17 protein-coding genes are annotated in these 17,338 nt (G+C 68.5%); 8 read left to right on the top strand and 9 right to left on the bottom strand.

Features of this window, described 5'->3' with window-relative positions; genetic code table 11:
- Positions 1 to 70: 70 nt before the first annotated feature.
- From DW298_RS17315 to DW298_RS17305, 3 genes are all read left to right on the top strand, one after another.
- Positions 71 to 484 carry a thioredoxin family protein gene (locus DW298_RS17315; RefSeq protein WP_136043714.1) on the top strand — a complete coding sequence of 138 codons (414 nt, stop codon included), beginning with the start codon at positions 71 to 73 and terminating at the stop codon, positions 482 to 484.
- Between the two features lie 23 nt (positions 485 to 507).
- Positions 508 to 1,077, top strand: a complete 570-nt coding sequence (locus DW298_RS17310) for a DUF4395 domain-containing protein (RefSeq protein ID WP_136043713.1) — start codon at positions 508 to 510, stop codon at positions 1,075 to 1,077.
- Positions 1,078 to 1,162: 85 nt separating this feature from the next.
- Positions 1,163 to 1,588: an OsmC family peroxiredoxin gene (locus DW298_RS17305; RefSeq protein ID WP_136043712.1), complete on the top strand. Its 426-nt coding sequence runs from the start codon at positions 1,163 to 1,165 to the stop codon at positions 1,586 to 1,588.
- Positions 1,589 to 1,603: 15 nt separating this feature from the next.
- On the opposite strand, the gene DW298_RS17300 is transcribed toward DW298_RS17305, so the two are convergent.
- From DW298_RS17300 to DW298_RS17280, 5 genes are all read right to left on the bottom strand, one after another.
- On the bottom strand, positions 1,604 to 2,038 hold the full coding sequence (locus tag DW298_RS17300; RefSeq protein ID WP_136044035.1) for a hypothetical protein: 435 nt from the start codon (positions 2,036 to 2,038) through the stop codon (positions 1,604 to 1,606).
- Positions 2,038 to 2,778 carry a 4-hydroxy-tetrahydrodipicolinate reductase gene (gene dapB / locus DW298_RS17295; RefSeq protein ID WP_136043711.1) on the bottom strand — a complete coding sequence of 247 codons (741 nt, stop codon included), beginning with the start codon at positions 2,776 to 2,778 and terminating at the stop codon, positions 2,038 to 2,040. The genes DW298_RS17300 and dapB overlap by 1 nt, the downstream gene beginning before the upstream one ends.
- Positions 2,779 to 2,859: 81 nt before the next feature.
- Positions 2,860 to 3,462 (bottom strand): histidine phosphatase family protein, encoded by a 603-nt coding sequence (locus DW298_RS17290; RefSeq protein WP_136043710.1) that lies wholly within the window; start codon positions 3,460 to 3,462, stop codon positions 2,860 to 2,862.
- Positions 3,463 to 3,531: 69 nt separating this feature from the next.
- Positions 3,532 to 4,557: an aldo/keto reductase gene (locus DW298_RS17285; protein WP_136043709.1), complete on the bottom strand. Its 1,026-nt coding sequence runs from the start codon at positions 4,555 to 4,557 to the stop codon at positions 3,532 to 3,534.
- 221 nt (positions 4,558 to 4,778) lie between these two features.
- Positions 4,779 to 7,055 carry a polyribonucleotide nucleotidyltransferase gene (locus DW298_RS17280; protein ID WP_136043708.1) on the bottom strand — a complete coding sequence of 759 codons (2,277 nt, stop codon included), beginning with the start codon at positions 7,053 to 7,055 and terminating at the stop codon, positions 4,779 to 4,781.
- Between the two features lie 361 nt (positions 7,056 to 7,416).
- Here DW298_RS17280 and DW298_RS17275 point away from each other — a divergent pair, with 361 nt between their 5' ends.
- Complete coding sequence (locus tag DW298_RS17275) at positions 7,417 to 8,727, top strand: UDP-glucose/GDP-mannose dehydrogenase family protein (protein WP_136043707.1); 1,311 nt, start codon at positions 7,417 to 7,419, stop codon at positions 8,725 to 8,727.
- A 16-nt stretch (positions 8,728 to 8,743) separates the two neighbouring features.
- Here DW298_RS17275 and DW298_RS17270 read toward each other — a convergent pair whose 3' ends face one another.
- Positions 8,744 to 10,684, bottom strand: coding sequence for a GDSL-type esterase/lipase family protein (locus DW298_RS17270; protein WP_136043706.1), 1,941 nt, complete (start codon positions 10,682 to 10,684; stop codon positions 8,744 to 8,746).
- Between the two features lie 140 nt (positions 10,685 to 10,824).
- Between DW298_RS17270 and DW298_RS17265 the strand changes: the two genes are divergently transcribed.
- Together DW298_RS17265 and DW298_RS19445 are read left to right on the top strand one after the other, a co-directional pair.
- On the top strand, positions 10,825 to 11,409 hold the full coding sequence (locus tag DW298_RS17265) for a VTT domain-containing protein (RefSeq protein ID WP_240745181.1): 585 nt from the start codon (positions 10,825 to 10,827) through the stop codon (positions 11,407 to 11,409).
- A 31-nt stretch (positions 11,410 to 11,440) separates the two neighbouring features.
- On the top strand, positions 11,441 to 11,617 hold the full coding sequence (locus DW298_RS19445; protein WP_017830923.1) for a DUF5302 domain-containing protein: 177 nt from the start codon (positions 11,441 to 11,443) through the stop codon (positions 11,615 to 11,617).
- A gap of 55 nt (positions 11,618 to 11,672) precedes the next feature.
- Here DW298_RS19445 and DW298_RS17260 read toward each other — a convergent pair whose 3' ends face one another.
- Positions 11,673 to 13,109 (bottom strand): cation:dicarboxylase symporter family transporter, encoded by a 1,437-nt coding sequence (locus tag DW298_RS17260; RefSeq protein ID WP_136043705.1) that lies wholly within the window; start codon positions 13,107 to 13,109, stop codon positions 11,673 to 11,675.
- Positions 13,110 to 13,253: 144 nt separating this feature from the next.
- Between DW298_RS17260 and DW298_RS17255 the strand changes: the two genes are divergently transcribed.
- Positions 13,254 to 14,543, top strand: a complete 1,290-nt coding sequence (locus DW298_RS17255) for an ATP-binding protein (RefSeq protein WP_136043704.1) — start codon at positions 13,254 to 13,256, stop codon at positions 14,541 to 14,543.
- On the top strand, positions 14,540 to 15,256 hold the full coding sequence (locus DW298_RS17250) for a response regulator (protein WP_136043703.1): 717 nt from the start codon (positions 14,540 to 14,542) through the stop codon (positions 15,254 to 15,256). The genes DW298_RS17255 and DW298_RS17250 overlap by 4 nt, the downstream gene beginning before the upstream one ends.
- 140 nt (positions 15,257 to 15,396) lie before the next feature.
- Here the strand turns inward: DW298_RS17250 and DW298_RS17245 are convergent, their stop codons facing one another.
- Both DW298_RS17245 and DW298_RS17240 read right to left on the bottom strand, forming a co-directional pair.
- Entirely contained in the window at positions 15,397 to 16,041 is a 645-nt protein-coding gene (locus DW298_RS17245; protein WP_136043702.1) for an FMN reductase, read from the bottom strand.
- Between the two features lies 1 nt (position 16,042).
- Positions 16,043 to 17,269: an LLM class flavin-dependent oxidoreductase gene (locus DW298_RS17240; RefSeq protein WP_136043701.1), complete on the bottom strand. Its 1,227-nt coding sequence runs from the start codon at positions 17,267 to 17,269 to the stop codon at positions 16,043 to 16,045.
- Positions 17,270 to 17,338: the final 69 nt, after the last annotated feature.

The following is a 17,338-nucleotide window of genomic DNA, read 5'->3' as shown; positions in this document are numbered from 1 at the left end:
GGGCGGATCAGGGTTCGTCATGCTCGGAAACATCGGCCTCGCACCCCGACCGAGCACGTAATCTCGACACATGTCGCCCGCCCTCGCTCTCGCCGTCGCCGCTGCGCTCCTCGCGCTCGCGACGGTCGTGGGCATCGTGCTGCGGCGTCGCGACGGAAGACGCCTCGGAGGCGGGAACCTCCGATTCGATCCCGCCGACGCGGCATCGAACGGACTCGGTGATCGTGCCACCCTCGTGCAGTTCAGTACCGAGATGTGCGCACGGTGCCCGCAGGTGCGCCGACTGCTGCGCGACTACGTCTCCGACCAGGACGGGCTCACGCACGTCGAGGTCGACCTGACCCATCGTCCCGATCTCTCGACGCGCTACCGCGTGCTGCAGACACCGACGACCTTCCTCGTCGACGGCACCGGCGCGGTCCGCGCACGATTCCATGGCGTTCCTCACCGGCACGCCCTCGCAGAAGCCCTCGCCGCCGTCTGACGCGCGAAGACCGGAGCACACAAATGAGCACTCCCGCAGGCATCGATCCCCGTGGTCCGCGCTTCGCCGCGACGATCACCGCGTTGCTGCTGCTCGTGGCGACGTTCCTGGCGCTGATCGGGATATCGACCGCTCGCCTCCCCGGCAGCTGGTTCGCGCTCACTCCCTCGTCAGACTTCGCATTCGTCGCCGGCCGGGACTGGGCCATCTCTTCCGCAAGCGTGGGAGCACGCGCGCTCGACCCGGGCTTCCTGCTCGCGGTCGTGATCGCCCTCCTGTTCCTGTGGGGTGTCGTCTCCCCGCGCACCGCGCCGTGGAGCGTCGTCTTCCGCACGCTGGTCCGCCCGCGACTCTCCCCGCCGGCAGAGCTCGAAGACCCGCGCCCGCCCCGGTTCTCCCAGGGGGTGGGGCTGTTCGTCGTCGGCATCGGCCTCCTGCTGCATCTCGCCGGCGTTCCGTGGGCGCTTCCGATCGCCACCGCAGCGGCTTTCATCGCCGCTTTCCTCAACGCGGCGTTCGCCTTCTGCCTGGGGTGCCAGCTCTACCTCCTGTTGCAGCGCGCCGGCATCGTCGGTCGCGCCGCGTCCGCCTGATTCCTGTTCCGTCCCGACCGGCCCGTCGGTAGGCTGGCCGCTACGTGACCCGCACACCGAGCGGGGCCCGAGAAGCGGAGGAATCATGCCCGTCACCAGCGAAGCCGCCAGCACCTGGACCGGATCGCTCATGGAGGGATCGGGCACGGTCGCGTTCTCGTCGTCGAACCTCGGCACCTTCCCGATCAACTGGAAGGCCCGCAGCGAGGGCAGCGACACCACGACCACGCCCGAGGAACTCATCGCGGCAGCCCACTCCGCGTGCTTCAGCATGGCGCTCTCACACGCGCTCGCCGAGAACGGCACCCCGCCGGAGCGCGTCAACACGACCGCGTCGGTCACGTTCAAGCCGGGTGTCGGCATCACGGGCAGTCACTTGAACGTCAACGCGACGGTGCCGAACCTCACGCCCGAGGCGTTCCAGGAGATCGCGGCCGGCGCCAAGACCGGCTGCCCGGTGTCTCAGGCGCTTGCAGGGATCGAGATCACGCTCGAGGCCACCCTCGCCTGAGGGACGAGGCTGGGGTCAGCGACGCGAGAGGCGGATGGCCTCGCGGATGCTGGCCCTGGCATCCTTCCGACGCCCGGCGGCGTCCTGCACGACCCCCAGTCGGTAGCGTGCGCGCCAGTCGTCGCCGGCCGCATCGGCCTCTGCGGCGTATCGCGCGATGAGCGGATCCGCGTCGGCCCGTGCGATGCGACCGCTCGGCGTCAGCTCCGTCTCCACCGGAGGCATCCCGCCTTCGCTGTCGAGGAGCCGTCCGAGGCGATCCGCTCCGAAGCCGAACATCATCTCCCGGACCAGCGCCCAGGCCCCGATCGGTGCCAGCACCAGCAGCGTGATGCCCATGCCGATCGAGACCGGAGAGCCGACCGAGATGAACATCACGGCAAGCCAGATCGCGACGGCGAGGTAGACCAGGAGCGCCGCGGCCATCAGCCCGACGCCGATCCGTGACATCACGAGCGGATGCCGATATCGATCATGTGCTCGAGGCCGACGATCACGCCGCTGGCCTGAGCGGCGAAGGGGACGGCGAGACGGATCCCCGGCGCGTACGCGAGCGCAGAGTCCGTGGTGTCGTGTGTGAAGGTCAGCGACTCGCCGGGTCCCGAGAGGATGACCTCCTGCTTGGCGACGACTCCGGGGCGCCGCAGCGAATGGATCGGCACGCTGCCCACCTGCTGCCCCCGCGCGCGCTGATCGGCGTGCGGAGCGCTGACCGGCCCCTGCTCCGCCCGTGCCGCTGCGATGAGCTCGGCCGTGCGCACAGCGGTGCCGCTCGGCGAATCGATCTTGGTCTCGCGGTGCGCTTCGATGATCTCGGCGGAGCCGAAGAACGGGGCGGCGGCGGCGGCCAGTGCCGATCCGAGCACCGAGCCGAGCGAGAAGTTCGGGATGAAGACCACGCCGGTGCCGGCGGCTTCGACGAGCGGGCGCACGAGAGCGATCCGTTCCGAGGACCACCCGGACGTCGCGACGAGAACGTTGATGCCTCGTTCGACGGCGGCTCGGACGACCTCGATGCTGACCTGCGGTGTCGAGGCATCGACGACCAGGTCGGCGCCATCCAGCTCGGAGAGATCGCTCGACGAGGTCAGCACACGGCTCACCTCGAAGCCCTCGAGCTCATCGATCACCGCACCGATGATCGTGCCGAGCTTCCCGGTTCCGCCGACGAGGGCTACCTGCGTGGTCATGCGTCCAGTCTATTTCGGCGGCGACTCCCTCCGGCCGGGGCGCGCGGGGTGGATCACACCCCATCCCGGACCTGAGAGATCTCAGACGAGCAACGCGTCGGGAATGCCCGTGCGGAGCTCCACCGGAAGGTGGCCGGTGTCGTTGTGGGTGAGCAGGGTCCACGGCCGCCCCTGCTTCTGCGCGATCACCGTCAGGCCGCAATGCGACTGGTTCAGCGTCATCCACCGCCATTCGGGTGCGGCGAGCACCTCGCGGACGAACCAGGAGATCACGAAGTTGTGCGTGATGAGGACCTCGTGCACATCCCCGGTCTTGCGCACGAGGAACTCCTCGACCGCATCCGACATCTGTGCGCGCCCCGCTTCGATCTCCGCTTCGGTGACCGAGCCGAAGAACGGTTCGAATACGGCGGGAGTCTCTTCGGTCATCCCGGTGGGCACGCAATCGAACAGCAGCGCGGTGGGCTCCGGGTCGACCGACGGCAGACGAGCCGCGATCGCTCGAGCCGTCTCGTTGGCGCGGAGCAACGGCGAATGCCACACTGCGTCGAGCGGAAGCCCGGACAGCCGGTCGGCGATCAACTCGGCTTGACGCTGCCCTCGAGGAGAGAGGGGTCCGTCGGCGAGACCATGCTCCGCATCCTGATGTTCACCATGTCTGACCAGATATATGTAGTGCGTCACAACTCGCTCGCTTCATCGCCAGCATCCGCCGGGCCTCCCTCCCACCCTATGTCACGGGTGGGACGATGCTCAGTTGCCGGCCCGGGTCAACTCGGCGACGTGGCTCCGCGAGAGCGAGACTCCCGCACCCTGCATGAGCTCGTCGACGTGATCGGTCGCGAAGGTGTTCACGATCGGAGCCGCGATCGTGCGCTGAGCGAGCAACCAGGCGATCGAGACCGCTGCGACGGGAACGGCCAGCTCTTCGGCCACCTGGTCGAGCGCACGCAAGATCTTGATTCCCCGCCGATTCAGGTGCCCACGCAGCTGCTCGCCGCGCACACCACGCGAGGTGAGCGCCTTGTTGCGGTGGCGCCCTGAGAGGAAGCCGTGCTCGAGGGCATGCGACGGAGTGACCGCGAGGTTCTGAGCGCCGGCGACGAGGCGCAGGTCTCCCTCGAACGGCTGACGACGGATGAGGTTGTACGGCGCATCGATCACCTGGATGCGCGGGTAACCGGCCGAGGCGAGGATCCGCGCCTCGACCAGGCGCTCCGGTGACAGGCCGAAGGCTCCGAGCGCACCCACCTTCCCCGCGTCCGACAGCCATTCGACGGTCGCCAGGGTGTCTTCCAGATTGGTGGTCGCGTCGAGCGTCGCGTCGAGGTAGAGGACGTCGATGCGCTCGACGCCGAGCCGTGTGAGCGAGCCCTCGACAGCCCGCACGAGGTTGACGGAGCCCAGCCCGGGATTGTCGGCGTGGGCGCCGATGCGCACGCTCAGCAGGGCACGATCACGTCGCCCGCGAGACCGCAGCCACTGGCCGATGATGTGCTCGCTGCGTCCGCCGGAGAAGCCGTCGGCCGTGTGGATGGCGTTGCCGCCGAACTCCAGGTAGCGATCGAGGATGCCGTGGCTGGTCTCGAGGTCGACGTTCCAACCGAACTCGGCGGCGCCCAGCATCAGAGGGAAGGTCTCGTAGCCGGTCTCGCCGAGCGGGACGCGGATGGTCTCCCCTATCCCCGGTCCGACGATGGGGATCGGGGCGGACGGGTGCTCGGTGTGCTGCTGGGCGCGATCAGTCGACGCTCCTGCGCCTACGCTGAACAACCGCATACTCTCTCACCCCCGCGTCGATCGGTGCGTGCCGACCTGCGTACCTGCTGGATCTGCACCCCCCGGTGCGTACTTCGAGGGTAAGCGAATTCATCGAACGCCCTGACCAATCCGGGGAACGGCGCGGAAACGGCCGATAACGATTTGGTCACACCGGATACGACGGAACCCGGGCCCGTCCTCGACGGACGGACCCGGGTTCCGGTTTTCGCAATTCGCGCTTACTCGGCGGCCGCGTCCTCTGCAGGAGCTGCCTCTGCGGCGGCGGCATCGTCGAGAACCGGCTCGAGCGAGAGCTTGCCGCGGTCGTCGATCTTCGTGATCTTGACGAGGATCTTCTGACCGACCGACAGCACGTCGTCGACGTTCTCCACACGCTTGCCACCGGCGAGCTTGCGCACCTCGGTGACGTGCAGCAGACCATCCTTGCCCGGGAGCAACGAGATGAACGCACCGAAGGTGGCGATCTTCACGACGGTGCCGAGGAACTGCTCCCCGACCTCCGGGTTGGTGGGGTTGGCGATCGCGTTGACCTGGGCGCGGGCGGCCTCGGCCGAGGGGCCGTCGGTCGCGCCGATGTAGACGGTGCCGTCCTCCTCGATGGAGATCTGCGCGCCGGTCTCATCCTGGATCGCGTTGATCGTCTTGCCCTTCGGCCCGATCAGTTCACCGATCTTGTCGACCGGGATCTGCACGCTGATGACGCGCGGCGCGGTGGGCGCCATCTCGTCAGGTGCGTCGATCGCGGCGTTCAGGACGTTGAGGATCGTGAGGCGAGCCTCGCGAGCCTGCGTCAGCGCGCCCGTGAGCACCGACGTCGGGATGCCGTCGAGCTTCGTGTCGAGCTGGATCGCCGTGACGAAGTCGCTCGTACCCGCCACCTTGAAGTCCATGTCGCCGAGAGCGTCTTCCGCACCGAGGATGTCGGTCAGCGCCGCGTAGCGGGTCTCACCGTCGACCTCGTCGGAGACGAGGCCCATCGCGATACCGGCGACGGGGGCGCGCAGCGGCACACCCGCGTTCAGCAGGGACAGGGTCGACGCGCACACGGAGCCCATGGACGTCGAGCCGTTGGAGCTCAGCGCCTCGGACACCTGACGGATCGCGTACGGGAACTCCTCGCGGCTCGGCAGCACAGGCACGAGTGCGCGCTCGGCGAGGAAGCCGTGCCCGATCTCGCGACGCTTCGGCGAACCGACACGGCCGGTCTCACCGGTCGAGTAGGGCGGGAAGTTGTAGTGGTGCATGTAGCGCTTGCTCGTGACCGGCGACAGCGAGTCGATCTGCTGCTCCATCTTGAGCATGTTCAGCGTGGTGACCCCCAGGATCTGGGTCTCGCCGCGCTGGAAGACCGCGGAGCCATGCACGCGCGGGATGACCTGCACCTCGGCGTCGAGCGGGCGGATGTCCGCAAGCCCACGGCCGTCGATGCGAGCGCCCTCGGTGAGGATGCGACCACGGACGATCTTCTTGGTGACCGACTTGTACGCCGCGGAGAACTCGAGCGGAGCCGCAGCCGGGAGCGAGCCCGCCTCGGTGGCCTCGATGAGCTCGGCCCTGACGCGGTCCTTGATCGCGTCATCAGCGGTCTGACGCTCGACCTTGTCGGCGATCTGATAGACGCCGACGAGCTCGTCGTAGGAGCGGCCGGCGACGAAGTCGTAGACCTCCTGGCTGTACGCCGGGAACACCGGGTAGACGCCCGGCTCCTTCGACGCGGTCGCAGCGAGCTCGGCCTGAGCCTTGACGAGCTGGGCGATGAAGGGCTTCGAGGCCTCGAGGCCCTGGGCCACGATCTCCTCGTTCGGCTTGGTGGCGCCGGCCTTGATCAGGTTCCAGCTGCCCTCGGTCGCCTCGGCCTCGACCATCATGATGGCGACGTCTTCCGTGCCATCGGCCTTGGTGACGACGCGACCGGCGACGATCAGGTCGAACACGGCCTCCGAGACCTGCTCGGCGGTCGGGAACGCGACCCACTGGTCTTCGTTCTGGCCGTTGCCCGGGATGAACGCGAGGCGCACACCGGCGACGGGGCCCGAGAACGGGAGACCCGAGATCTGCGTGGACGCCGACGCGGCGTTGATCGCGAGAGCGTCGTAGAACTCGCCGGGAGCGATCGACATGACGGTGATGACGACCTGGACCTCGTTGCGCAGGCCGTCGACGAACGACGGGCGCAGCGGGCGGTCGATCAGACGGCAGACGAGGATCGCCTCGGTGGAGGGGCGGCCCTCACGACGGAAGAACGAGCCGGGGATCTTGCCGGCGGCGTAGGAGCGCTCCTCGACGTCGACCGTCAGCGGGAAGAAGTCGAAGCCTTCACGCGGGTGCTTGCCTGCGCTGGTGGCCGAGAGGAGCATGGTCTCGCCGTCGAGGTACGCGGCGACTGCGCCCTGAGCCTGCTGCGCGAGGCGGCCGGTCTCGAAGCGGATGGTGCGGGTGCCGAAGCGGCCGTTGTCGAGAACGGCCTCGGTGGCGGTGATTTCAGGACCTTCCAAGAGGTCTCTCCTTCTTTGTTTAGACTCGCGAGTCCATGTGACGCGCGAGCGTGTTCAAAGGAGCGGAACGGAAGGGTTCGGGCGCGCGGGCATTCCCGCGAATGTCGCCTGCGCTGGCCACCAGTAGAAAGCCACCCGACACGTCCTGCCGAGGAACCCACCACAGGGGACCAGCTTCTCCGCCGCTCGCTCCATGAGTCGATATTCGATTGTGCGGTTGACACACGCCAACCGCCTCCACCCTACCAGCGCGTGCCGTAAAACCCACGTCGCCCCCGCATCGCGCAGCGGACATGCGCCGGCCACGGAACGTTCACCGGGCGGATGCCACGCCGTGGCGGGAGTCGGTTGTGCTGTGTCCATGCGCATGTCAGTGATCGGCTGCGGGTACCTCGGTGCCGTGCACGCCGCAGCCATGGCCTCCATCGGACACGACGTCGTCGGCATCGACGTCGACGAGCGGAAGGTGGCGGCGCTCGATGCAGGCTCCGCGCCGTTCTTCGAACCACAGCTGACCGAGCTGCTCGCCAAAGGGCGGGAGTCCGGACGGCTCCGGTTCAGCGATCGGATGGCGGACGCCGCGGGCGCGAAGGTGCACTTCCTCGCGGTCGGGACGCCGCAGATCCCGGGCGGTCACGCCGCCGACCTCCGATACGTCGACGCGGCGGTGGACGGGCTTCTCCCCCATCTGCGTCCCGGCGACGTTGTCGCAGGCAAATCGACCGTTCCGGTCGGCACTGCCACACGACTCGCGACCCGCATCGTCGACTCCGGTGCGACCCTCGTGTGGAACCCCGAATTCCTCCGAGAGGGCTGGGCCGTGCACGACACTCTGACACCGGACCGACTCGTCGTCGGCGCCGAACCGGACGCGGCCGGTGCACGCGCCGTCGAAGTGCTCCGCGAGGTATACGGGGCGGCCGTGGAGACGGGGACGCCGTTCCTGGTCACCGACCTCGCCACGGCCGAACTCGTCAAGGGGGCCGCGAACGCGTTTCTCGCGACCAAGATCTCGTTCATCAACGCGATGGCGGAGATCGCCGAGGCCTCCGGCGCCGACGTGGCGTTGCTCGCGGACGCCCTCGGCCACGACTCGCGGATCGGTCGACGCTATCTCGGCGCCGGCATCGGCTTCGGCGGCGGGTGCCTGCCGAAGGACATCCGTGCGTTCGCCGCGCGTGCGGAGGAGCTGGGTCGCGGCGAAGCGGTCGGCTTCCTCCACGAGGTCGACGCGATCAACCTCCGACGGCGCGAGCGGGCGGTCCGACTCGTCGTCGACGCGCTGGGCGGGCTCGTGTTCGGACGTCGGATCGCTGTGCTCGGCGCCGCGTTCAAACCGTTCAGCGACGACATCCGCGACTCCCCGGCCCTTGACGTCGCTGTTCGCCTGCGCGGCCTCGGAGCAGATGTCGTGGTGACCGATCCCGCCGCGATGGAGAACGCCGCCGCCGCGCATCCACAGCTGGGCTATGCGCGGGATCGCGACGATGCTCTTCGGGAAGCCGATGCGGTCGTCGTCGTCACCGAGTGGGACGAGTACCGGCGCGACCTCTCCCCCGCGCACGCCGGCGGTCTGGTCCGTGGCAGGGTCATCATCGACGGGCGCAACTGCCTCGACGCCGCAGCCTGGCGCGCAGCCGGCTGGCAGTATCACGGGATGGGCCGCCGCTGACCACCGGCCGCGAGGATCAGCCGACGTTCGCCCATCGCGTCGCGGACGAACGCCCGAGATACACATAGTCGTCGTGCTTCGCGGTTCGACCATCACCTGCCGCACGGCCATGCAGGCGACGCCAGACCCACGGCAGCGCATGCCGGCGCCACCACACGCCCGCGCCGATCGGCTCGTGCTCGTGCAGGGCGGCGTCGAGGACGCCCAGCGCATCCGCATCGGGAACCCCCAGCATCTCTGCCGCACGATACGCCAGGAAACGGTGCCCCCGACTGCTCAGATGCACCAGATCCTCACCCCAGTTCGGCCGCTCGCCCAGTGAGGGATGCAGATCCGTGTCGATCAGGATCGCTCCGGTGCGCGCCGCGATCCCCGTCATCGCGGTCGCGAATGCCGCGAACCGCCGTGCGTAGATGGCAGCCGCTCGACGATCCGGCAGGAAGGGAGTGACCAGCAGCACATCCGCACCGACCGCCCGGAGCCGCACGACGGTGTGCTCCAGCTCCGCGGCGAGCGCTGCGACGTCGACATGACTCTTCACCAGGTCGTTCGCACCGATCAGGATCGACACGAGGTCAGGATGCAACTCGAGCGCACGCTCCAGCTGTCGACCCGACACATCGCTCACGCGCTTGGATCGGATCGCGAGATTCGCATAGTGCAGCCCGCCCTGTGCGGCGAGCAGCAGCGCGAGCCGATCGGCCCATCCGCGCAGAGCTCCGTCCGGCGCGGGATCACACAGGCCCTCGGTGAGCGAATCGCCCAGGGCGACGAAGCGGCGCCAACGGCGTGCGGGGACAGGCGGCGGCGACTCGGGCCTCGCGACGCGGCGAGCGCGCGAAGACGCATCCACCCGCTGCAGCAGCTGAGCCTCCTCGAAGTGGCCGAGCAGCTGCTCGCACACACTCGCCCAGCTGCGACTCTGCACCGCTTCTCGGCCGGCTTCGCCGAATGCACGCCGTTTGCGGGCATCCCCTGCCAGATCGGCCACGCGCATGCGCAGGTCACCGAGGTCACCGGGACGGTACAGCCACCCGTCGACCCCCATGCGAACGAGATCGAGGGGTCCGCCGCGACCGGTCGCGACCACCGGAACCCCGCTGGCGTGCGCCTCCTGCAGGGTCTGCCCGAACGTCTCGCTCTCGCCGGGGTGCACGAAGACGTCGAACGATGCCGTGGCCGCGGCGAGCGCAGCGCCGGCGAGGTGGCCGAGGAACAGCGCGTTCGGGAGCAGCGCCTCCAATCGCGCCCTGCTCGGGCCGTCTCCGACGATCACCAATCGAGTGCCCGGGATGTCGTGGAGCACGGCGAGGTCCTCGACCTGCTTCTCCGGAGCGAGGCGGCCGACGTAGCCGATCACGGTCTCGGCGTCCCACCCGGCACGCAGCGCAGCATCCCGGCGACTCGGTTGGAAGCGTTCCGCGTCGACGCCCCTCCCCCAGCGGCGCACACGATCGACTCCCAGTCTGGCCAGCTGCCGGGCGGAATCCGCAGAGGGAGCGAGCGTCAACGTGGCTCGTCGGTGCAGTCGCGCAATGTGTGTCTGAGCGATTCCGGTAGCCGCGGCGACCCGATAGCGCTCCGTGTAGGCCGCGACGTCGGTCTGGTACGCGGCGACGCGGGCGACACCGATCCGCTCGGCGGCGAGCACCCCGCGCCAACCGAGTGCGAACGGCGAGGCGAGATGCGCGACGTCGGGCTGGAACCGGCGCAGGGAGGAGGCGATGCGCGAGACTCCCGACGTGCCGACCCTGACGCTGTGATACCCCGGAAGCGCGAGACTCGGGATCGCCTCGATCGGCACACCGTGCACCTCCTCGGGCATTCCCGCGGCGGCGGGCGCGATCACGTGGGCGTCGTGCCCCTGTTGCTCGAGGTGTCGCAGGATCTGCAGCACAGACCCGGTGACGCCGTTCATGTGCGGAAGGAAGGACTCCGTGACGATCGCTACTCTCACAGCCTCAGGATGACCGAGCTCCGAGAGCGCACCTGCCGTAAACGGCCTGAGGCACCGGATGTTCACCGGATGCTGGGCGACGGGTCACCGGCTATGTGCTCTTTGGTTGCCGTTCACCGTGCGAGGGCACAGTGGGCGACGTGTCGACGGATCTGCTCGCCGAAACCCTCACCGGCCCATGGAGCCTGGTGCTGATGAGCCTGCTCGTGGTCGGGGATGCCTTCTTCGTCGTCGTGCCGGGCGAGATCGCGGTGACCGCGCTCGGGGCGCTGGCTGTGACGACCGGAACCCCGCCGCTGTGGGGTGTCATCGTCTGCGCCGCGGCGGCCGCGACCGTCGGAGACGCCTGCTGCTACCTGGTCGGCCGGATCGTCGGGACCGATCGCTGGCGGTGGATGAGGGCGCCTCGTGTGCAGCAGGCACTGGGATGGGCACGGCGGCGCCTGGATGACGGGACGGCCACTGTGCTCTTCACGGCGCGGTTCGTGCCTTTCGCACGGCTGGCGATCAACCTGGTCGCCGGGGCTTCGCGCATCCACCCACCGCGGTACCTCGCGCTGGTCGCCGTGGCCGCGACCGGATGGGCGCTGTACCAGGCAGCGGTGGGCGCCCTGGTCGCCGCCGTCCTTCCCGGCGGGCCGCTGGTCGCCGTCCCGGTGTCGATCGTCATCGCGCTCGGTCTGGGCGTGCTGCTGGATCGCATCCTGCGCGGCACGAGAGGGTGACCCGCCGCGGCAGGTGCTCTAGGCTCGGGTCATGAGCACCGAAGAAGGCGCCTCCTCGTCTGAGGAGATGAAGCGCAAGTTCAAGGAAGCGCTCGAGAAGAAGAACGCGCACCACCGGCAGGGCGAGGCGCACCTGGATGGCGACTCCGCCGTGCACAGTGCGAACGCCCCGCAGACCCGGCGCGAGTTCCGACGCAAGAGCGGTTGACCGCGCGGATGCGGGAGCCCGTTCACCGCGGCTCCCGCATCCCTCACTCCTCTCGTCAGCGTTCCGCGCGCGCCCTTGCCCGCTCCTCCTTCGCCGCCATCTCCGTCACGGCTGCCTCCCGCAGCTCCTGCACGTCCGCGCCCTGAGGCGCATCCGGACGCCCGTGCGCGTCGACGCCGTCGAGCAGCGACTCATCGAAGGGAAGCTCACCGCTCAGCACCCGACGCACGCGGTCGCGGTCGATCTGCTGGGTCCACGTGCCGATCAGGAGCGTCGCCACGGCATTGCCGGTGAAGTTCGTCAGCGCGCGTCCCTCCGACATGAAGCGGTCGATGCCGACGATCACGCCCACCCCGTCGACCAGATCGGGGCGATACGCCTGCAGACCTCCGGCGAGTGTCGCCAGTCCCGCACCGGTCACGCCGGCCGCTCCCTTGCTCGCGATGATCATGAACACGAGCAGTCCGATCTGTTCGCCGATCGACATCGGCTGCCCCATCCCCGTGGCGATGAAGAGCGAGGCCATCGTCAGGTAGATCGCGGTCCCGTCGAGGTTGAACGAGTATCCGGTCGGCACCGTGATGCCGACGACGGGCTTGGACACACCGACGAACTCCATCTTCGCGATGAGGCGAGGCAGGGCCGACTCCGAAGACGATGTGCCGACGATCAGCAGGTACTCCCGCGCGAGGTACTTCGTGAGGGCGAAGATGTTCACCCGCGTCACCGCCCACAGCATCACGCCGAGGATCACGACGATGAACAGGATGCAGGTGATGTAGAACGCGACCATCAGCGTCCCGAGACTCCAGATCGCCGCCACGCCGGTCTTGCCCACCACGGCGGCGATCGCCCCGAAGGCGCCGATGGGTGCGAGCCAGAGGATCATCCCGAGGATGCGGAAGACGAGCTTCTGGAGCTGCTTGACCGCCTCCATGATCGGCGCGCCGCGCTCGCCGAGTCCCTGCAGGGCGAACCCGACGAGCAAGGCGATGAACAGCACCTGCAGCACGCTCTCTCCCGTGAAGGCGGAGAAGAACGTGGTCGGGATGATGCCGAGGATGAACTCCTGCGTCGTCTTGGCCTCCGCCTCGACCGCGTCATAAGACGAAGACGCCATGTCGAGCCCCGCACCCGGATGGATGAGGTTCCCGACGACGAGTCCGATCGCCAGGGCGAACGTCGACATCACCATGAAGTAGAGGAGCGCGAGGCCCCCGATCTTGCCGACCGTCGCGGCCTTGGCGATGGATCCGACGCCCACCACGATCGTGCAGAAGATGATCGGGGCGATCATCATCTTGATCAGTGCGACGAACCCCGTGCCCAGCGCCTCGAACCCACGACCCACCTCCGGCCAGATGAGCCCCACCACCGCGCCGAGCACGACGGCGATCAGCACCGACACGTACAGCCAGGTGTGCCGGTCCCACGCGTGCTTCCCTCGTCGCCAGTTGAACTTCGGCAGTGCGAATCCTGTTGTGAGCGCCATGGCTTCCTCCTCGATCGTCGACGGCTTCGTCGGAATGGCGGCTTCTGCGCCGCCGATCGGTTCTCACGGTGGTCCACCGCGCACCCCGATGCGATTTGTGGTCGTATTGGTCTCGACACCGGCCATCGACGAGCGGAGGAAGCGATGCCGCACACCTCCGGACGCAGCATCGCCTCGCGTGTGTTCCTCGTCGTGCTCGGCGCGGCACTGGTCGTCGGTGCCCTGGTGGCGGTGTTCCTCGTGGTCGAGGCGCAGCGTGCCATCCGGGCCGAGGCCGAGCGCGTGACCGCAGCCACAGCTGTCGCACTCGCGCACTCCCCCGCCGTCGTCGCCGGTCTGCAGGCGGAGGTCGATGACGAGGATGAGGCGGTCACCGCTGCGCTCGAACCGTATGCCAACGTCGTCGTCGAGGACGCAGAACTGGACTTCATCACGATCATGACGCCGGACGGCATCCGGATCACGCACCCCGACCTCACCCGGATCGGTGGACACTACCTCGGCACCATCCCGACGACAGCTCGCACGTTGACGGAAGAGTTCACCGGCACGCTCGGACGATCGGTTCGCACGATCGCGCCGGTGACCACATCCCGCGGAGAGCTCATCGGGTGGGTGGCCGCCGGCGTCACGACCGAATCGATCAGCGACACCCTGCTCCGACGACTGCCCCTCTCACTCGGCATCACCGTGGGGCTGGTCGCGCTCGGTGCCGGCGGGGCCGTGATCGCTCGGCGGCTGACCCGGCGCATCGCCGGTGACCTTCCGCCGGGGCAGCTGCGGGATGCCGTGTCGTCGTACGAATCCATCCGGACGCTGGGCGAGGCGCTGCGCGCGCAGACCCACGAACACGGCAACCGGATGCACGCCGCGGTCGCGCTGCTGGAGCTCGGGCGCACAGCGGAGGCGATCGAGATCCTCACGGAGACGTCGCGCCAGAGTCAGTCGCTCGTCGATCAGGTGACCGCCCGCCGCCACGGGGACCCCGCCGTGGGCGCTCTCCTGCTCGGCAAGGCGTCCCAGGCGAAGGAGCGCGGCATCGATTGGCGGGTCCGCATCGAGCCGGACACACCGCGCACCCCGCTGTCACCCGTGGACGCCGTCTCGGTGCTCGGCAACCTCGTGGACAACGCGATGGACGCGGCAGCCGAGTCCGACGACAGGTGGGTGCAGGTGCTGCTGCGCCCGAGTGGCGACGGGGGCATCGTGCTGGACGTGGCCGACAGCGGCCCCGGCATACCGGAGTCGCTCCGCGAGCGGATCTTCGACCAGGGTTATTCCACGAAGCCCGCCGATGCGCAGGGACGCGGCGTGGGGCTGGCACTCGTGCGCTCCGTGGTCACGGGTTTCGGCGGTTCGGTCACGGTGAGCGACGACCCCACGATGTTCCGCGTCGTGCTCCCTGGCGCGCAATCCCGGAGGTCGCAAGCATGATCCGCACACTGATCGTCGACGACGATGCCCTGACCCTCGAACTGCACCGGGACTACGTGGCCCGGCTCGACGGATTCATCGTTGCCGGAGAATGCAGCAGTGCCCGCGCAGCGATGCATGCCGTGCTGAGGAACCCCGGTGCCGACGCGTTCGACCTCGTTCTCCTCGACATCACCATGCCCGACGGCTCCGGGATCGACGTCCTGCGCGCACTGCGCGCCCGTGCCGCCGCCACCGACGTGATCGCGATCACCGGCGTCCGCGATGCGGAGAGCGTCCGACAGATGGCGGCGCTGGGCGTGCACCAGTACCTCGTCAAGCCGTTTCCGTTCGCGGTGTTCCGGGAGCGGATGGAGCAGTACCGCGCTCATCGGGAGCAAGCGCGATCGACCAGAGGCCAGGCCACGCAGGCGGAGATCGATGCGCTGCTCGGCCGTGCGACCGGAGCGATCCCGCTCCCCAAAGGACTGTCGTCCTCGTCTCTGGAGAGCGTCACGGTGGAGCTGCGCGCGCACGGGCCGCTGTCGGCACGCGAAGCCGCTGATCGGCTCGGGCTCTCCCGGGTGGCGACCCGCCGGTACCTCGAGCACCTGACCGCCGAAGGGGTCGTTCTCCGAACCGCCCGTCGTGGCGCACGAGGCCGCCCCGAGACGGAGTATGCCTGGCGACAGGAAGCGGACGGGGTGGGCGACGGTGGACTCGCGGCCCGGTGACCGACTGATCTTCGCGGACCGCTCCGATGCAGGGCGACGCCTGACCGATCTGCGGGCCGTGATGTGATCTCCCCGAACGATGAAACGCGCCGCACGCCCTCTTCGGGCGTTCGGCGCGTTTCAGGTCGGAGGAAGGCGGATCACTCTCCGGCGAGACCGCCCAGCATGTGCCCGAAAGAGCGCCCTTCGCCCAGGTACGTCGCGGGATCGTAGGGGTCCACGACCGTCGTCGCTTCCTTCCGTGCGATCGCATCAGCGAGTTCCCTCGCACCCTTCTCCACGCGCTTGGCGAGCGGAGCGACGTCGTCACCCGAATCGCCCCAGTCGCTCGATGCCGCGAACACGCCCGTCGAGACGGCCTCGGCGTGCAGATAGGCGAACAGCGGACGGATCGCATAGTCGATCGCCAGCGAATGCCGAGCCGTACCTGCGTTCGCGCCGATCAGAACCGGCTTCCCGGTGAGCGCATCGGGGTCGAGCACGTCGATGAACGACTTGAACAGCCCCGAATAGCTCGTCGAGAAGATCGGCGTGACGGCGATGAGCGCGTCGGCGGAGACCACCGTGTTGATCGCGGTCTCCAGCGCCTGGGGCGCGAACCCCGTGAGCATGTTGTTCGTGATGTCGTGCGCATAGTCGCGCAGTTCGATCACGTCGACGGTGGCTTCGATGTCGCGCTCCGCGAGGGCCTTCACCGTCTCCGCGGCCAGCCGATCGGCGAGCATCCTGGTGGACGACGGGTTCGAGAGCCCCGCCGCCACGACGGCGATACGACGCGAGGTCATCTCACGCCTCCTTCCGGCCGAGCCCGAACGCTGCCCCGGCGGGTGCCGGGCTGTCCTGGTAAGGCGAGTCGCCGGTGAGGTTGTCACCGCGGTTGGCGCCGGGGCGAGCCTGGCGCGTCGGACCGTCACCGAACTCGGCCTTGACCCGGGCGGCGTGGGTCGGTGCGTCCGGCACGGAGGACGGGCGGTCCTTCGCAAGCTCCTTGCGCAGCACCGGCACGACCTCGGACCCGAGGATGTCGAGCTGTTCCAGAACCGTCTTCAGCGGGAGACCGGCGTGGTCGATGAGGAAGAGCTGACGCTGGTAGTCGCCGTAGTGCTCGCGCATGCCGGCGTAGCGATCGATGACCTGCTGCGGCGAACCGACCGTCAGGGGCGTCATCTCGGTGAAGTCCTCCATGCTCGGCCCGTGACCGTACACCGGCGCATTGTCGAAGTACGGACGGAACTGGTTCACCGCGTCCTGCGACTTGGCTGCCATGAACACCTGTCCACCGAGGCCGACGATCGCCTGCTCCCGGGTGCCGTGACCGTAGTGCTCGAAGCGCTGACGGTACAGCTCGATGAGCCGCTGGTAGTGCTCCTTCGGCCAGAAGATGTTGTTCGCGAAGAACCCGTCGCCGTAGTAGGCGGCCTGCTCGGCGATCTCCGGAGTGCGGATGGAGCCGTGCCACACGAAGGGCGCGATGCCGTCGAGGGGGCGCGGCGTCGAGGTGAAGCCCTGCAGCGGGGTGCGGAACTTTCCTTCCCAGTCGACGACGTCTTCACGCCATAGCTTGTGCAGCAGCGCATAGTTCTCGATCGCGAGCGGGAGTCCCTGACGGATGTCCTGACCGAACCAGGGGTAGACCGGTCCGGTGTTGCCGCGCCCGAGCATGAGGTCCATGCGCCCGTCGGACACGTGCTGCAGCATCGCGTACTCCTCGGCGATGCGCACCGGGTCGTTCGTGGTGATGAGCGTCGTCGAGGTCGACACGATGAGGCGCTCGGTCTGCGCGGCCAGGGCCGCCAGGAAGGTCGTCGGGCTGGAGGACCAGAACGGCGGGTTGTGATGCTCGCCGATCGCGAAGACGTCGAGGCCGACCTCTTCGGCGTGCACGGCGATGGCCGTGGTCGCCTTGATGCGCTCCTGCTCGCTGGGGGTGATGCCCGTGGTGGGATCGCGGGTGATGTCGCTGACCGACATGATGCCGAACTGCATCGCCTGCGCGCCTGACTGCTCGCTCATGATTGCTCCGTGTTCTCCGAACCGGATGACTCGCATCCGTTTCTATTCATTTGAATGTATATGTGTCAA

The organism is Microbacterium sp. A20, assembly GCF_004794515.1.
In the GTDB taxonomy this organism is placed as follows: domain Bacteria; phylum Actinomycetota; class Actinomycetes; order Actinomycetales; family Microbacteriaceae; genus Microbacterium.
Note: the sequence above shows the minus strand (reverse complement) of the source record. Positions and strands in the feature narration are given on the sequence as shown.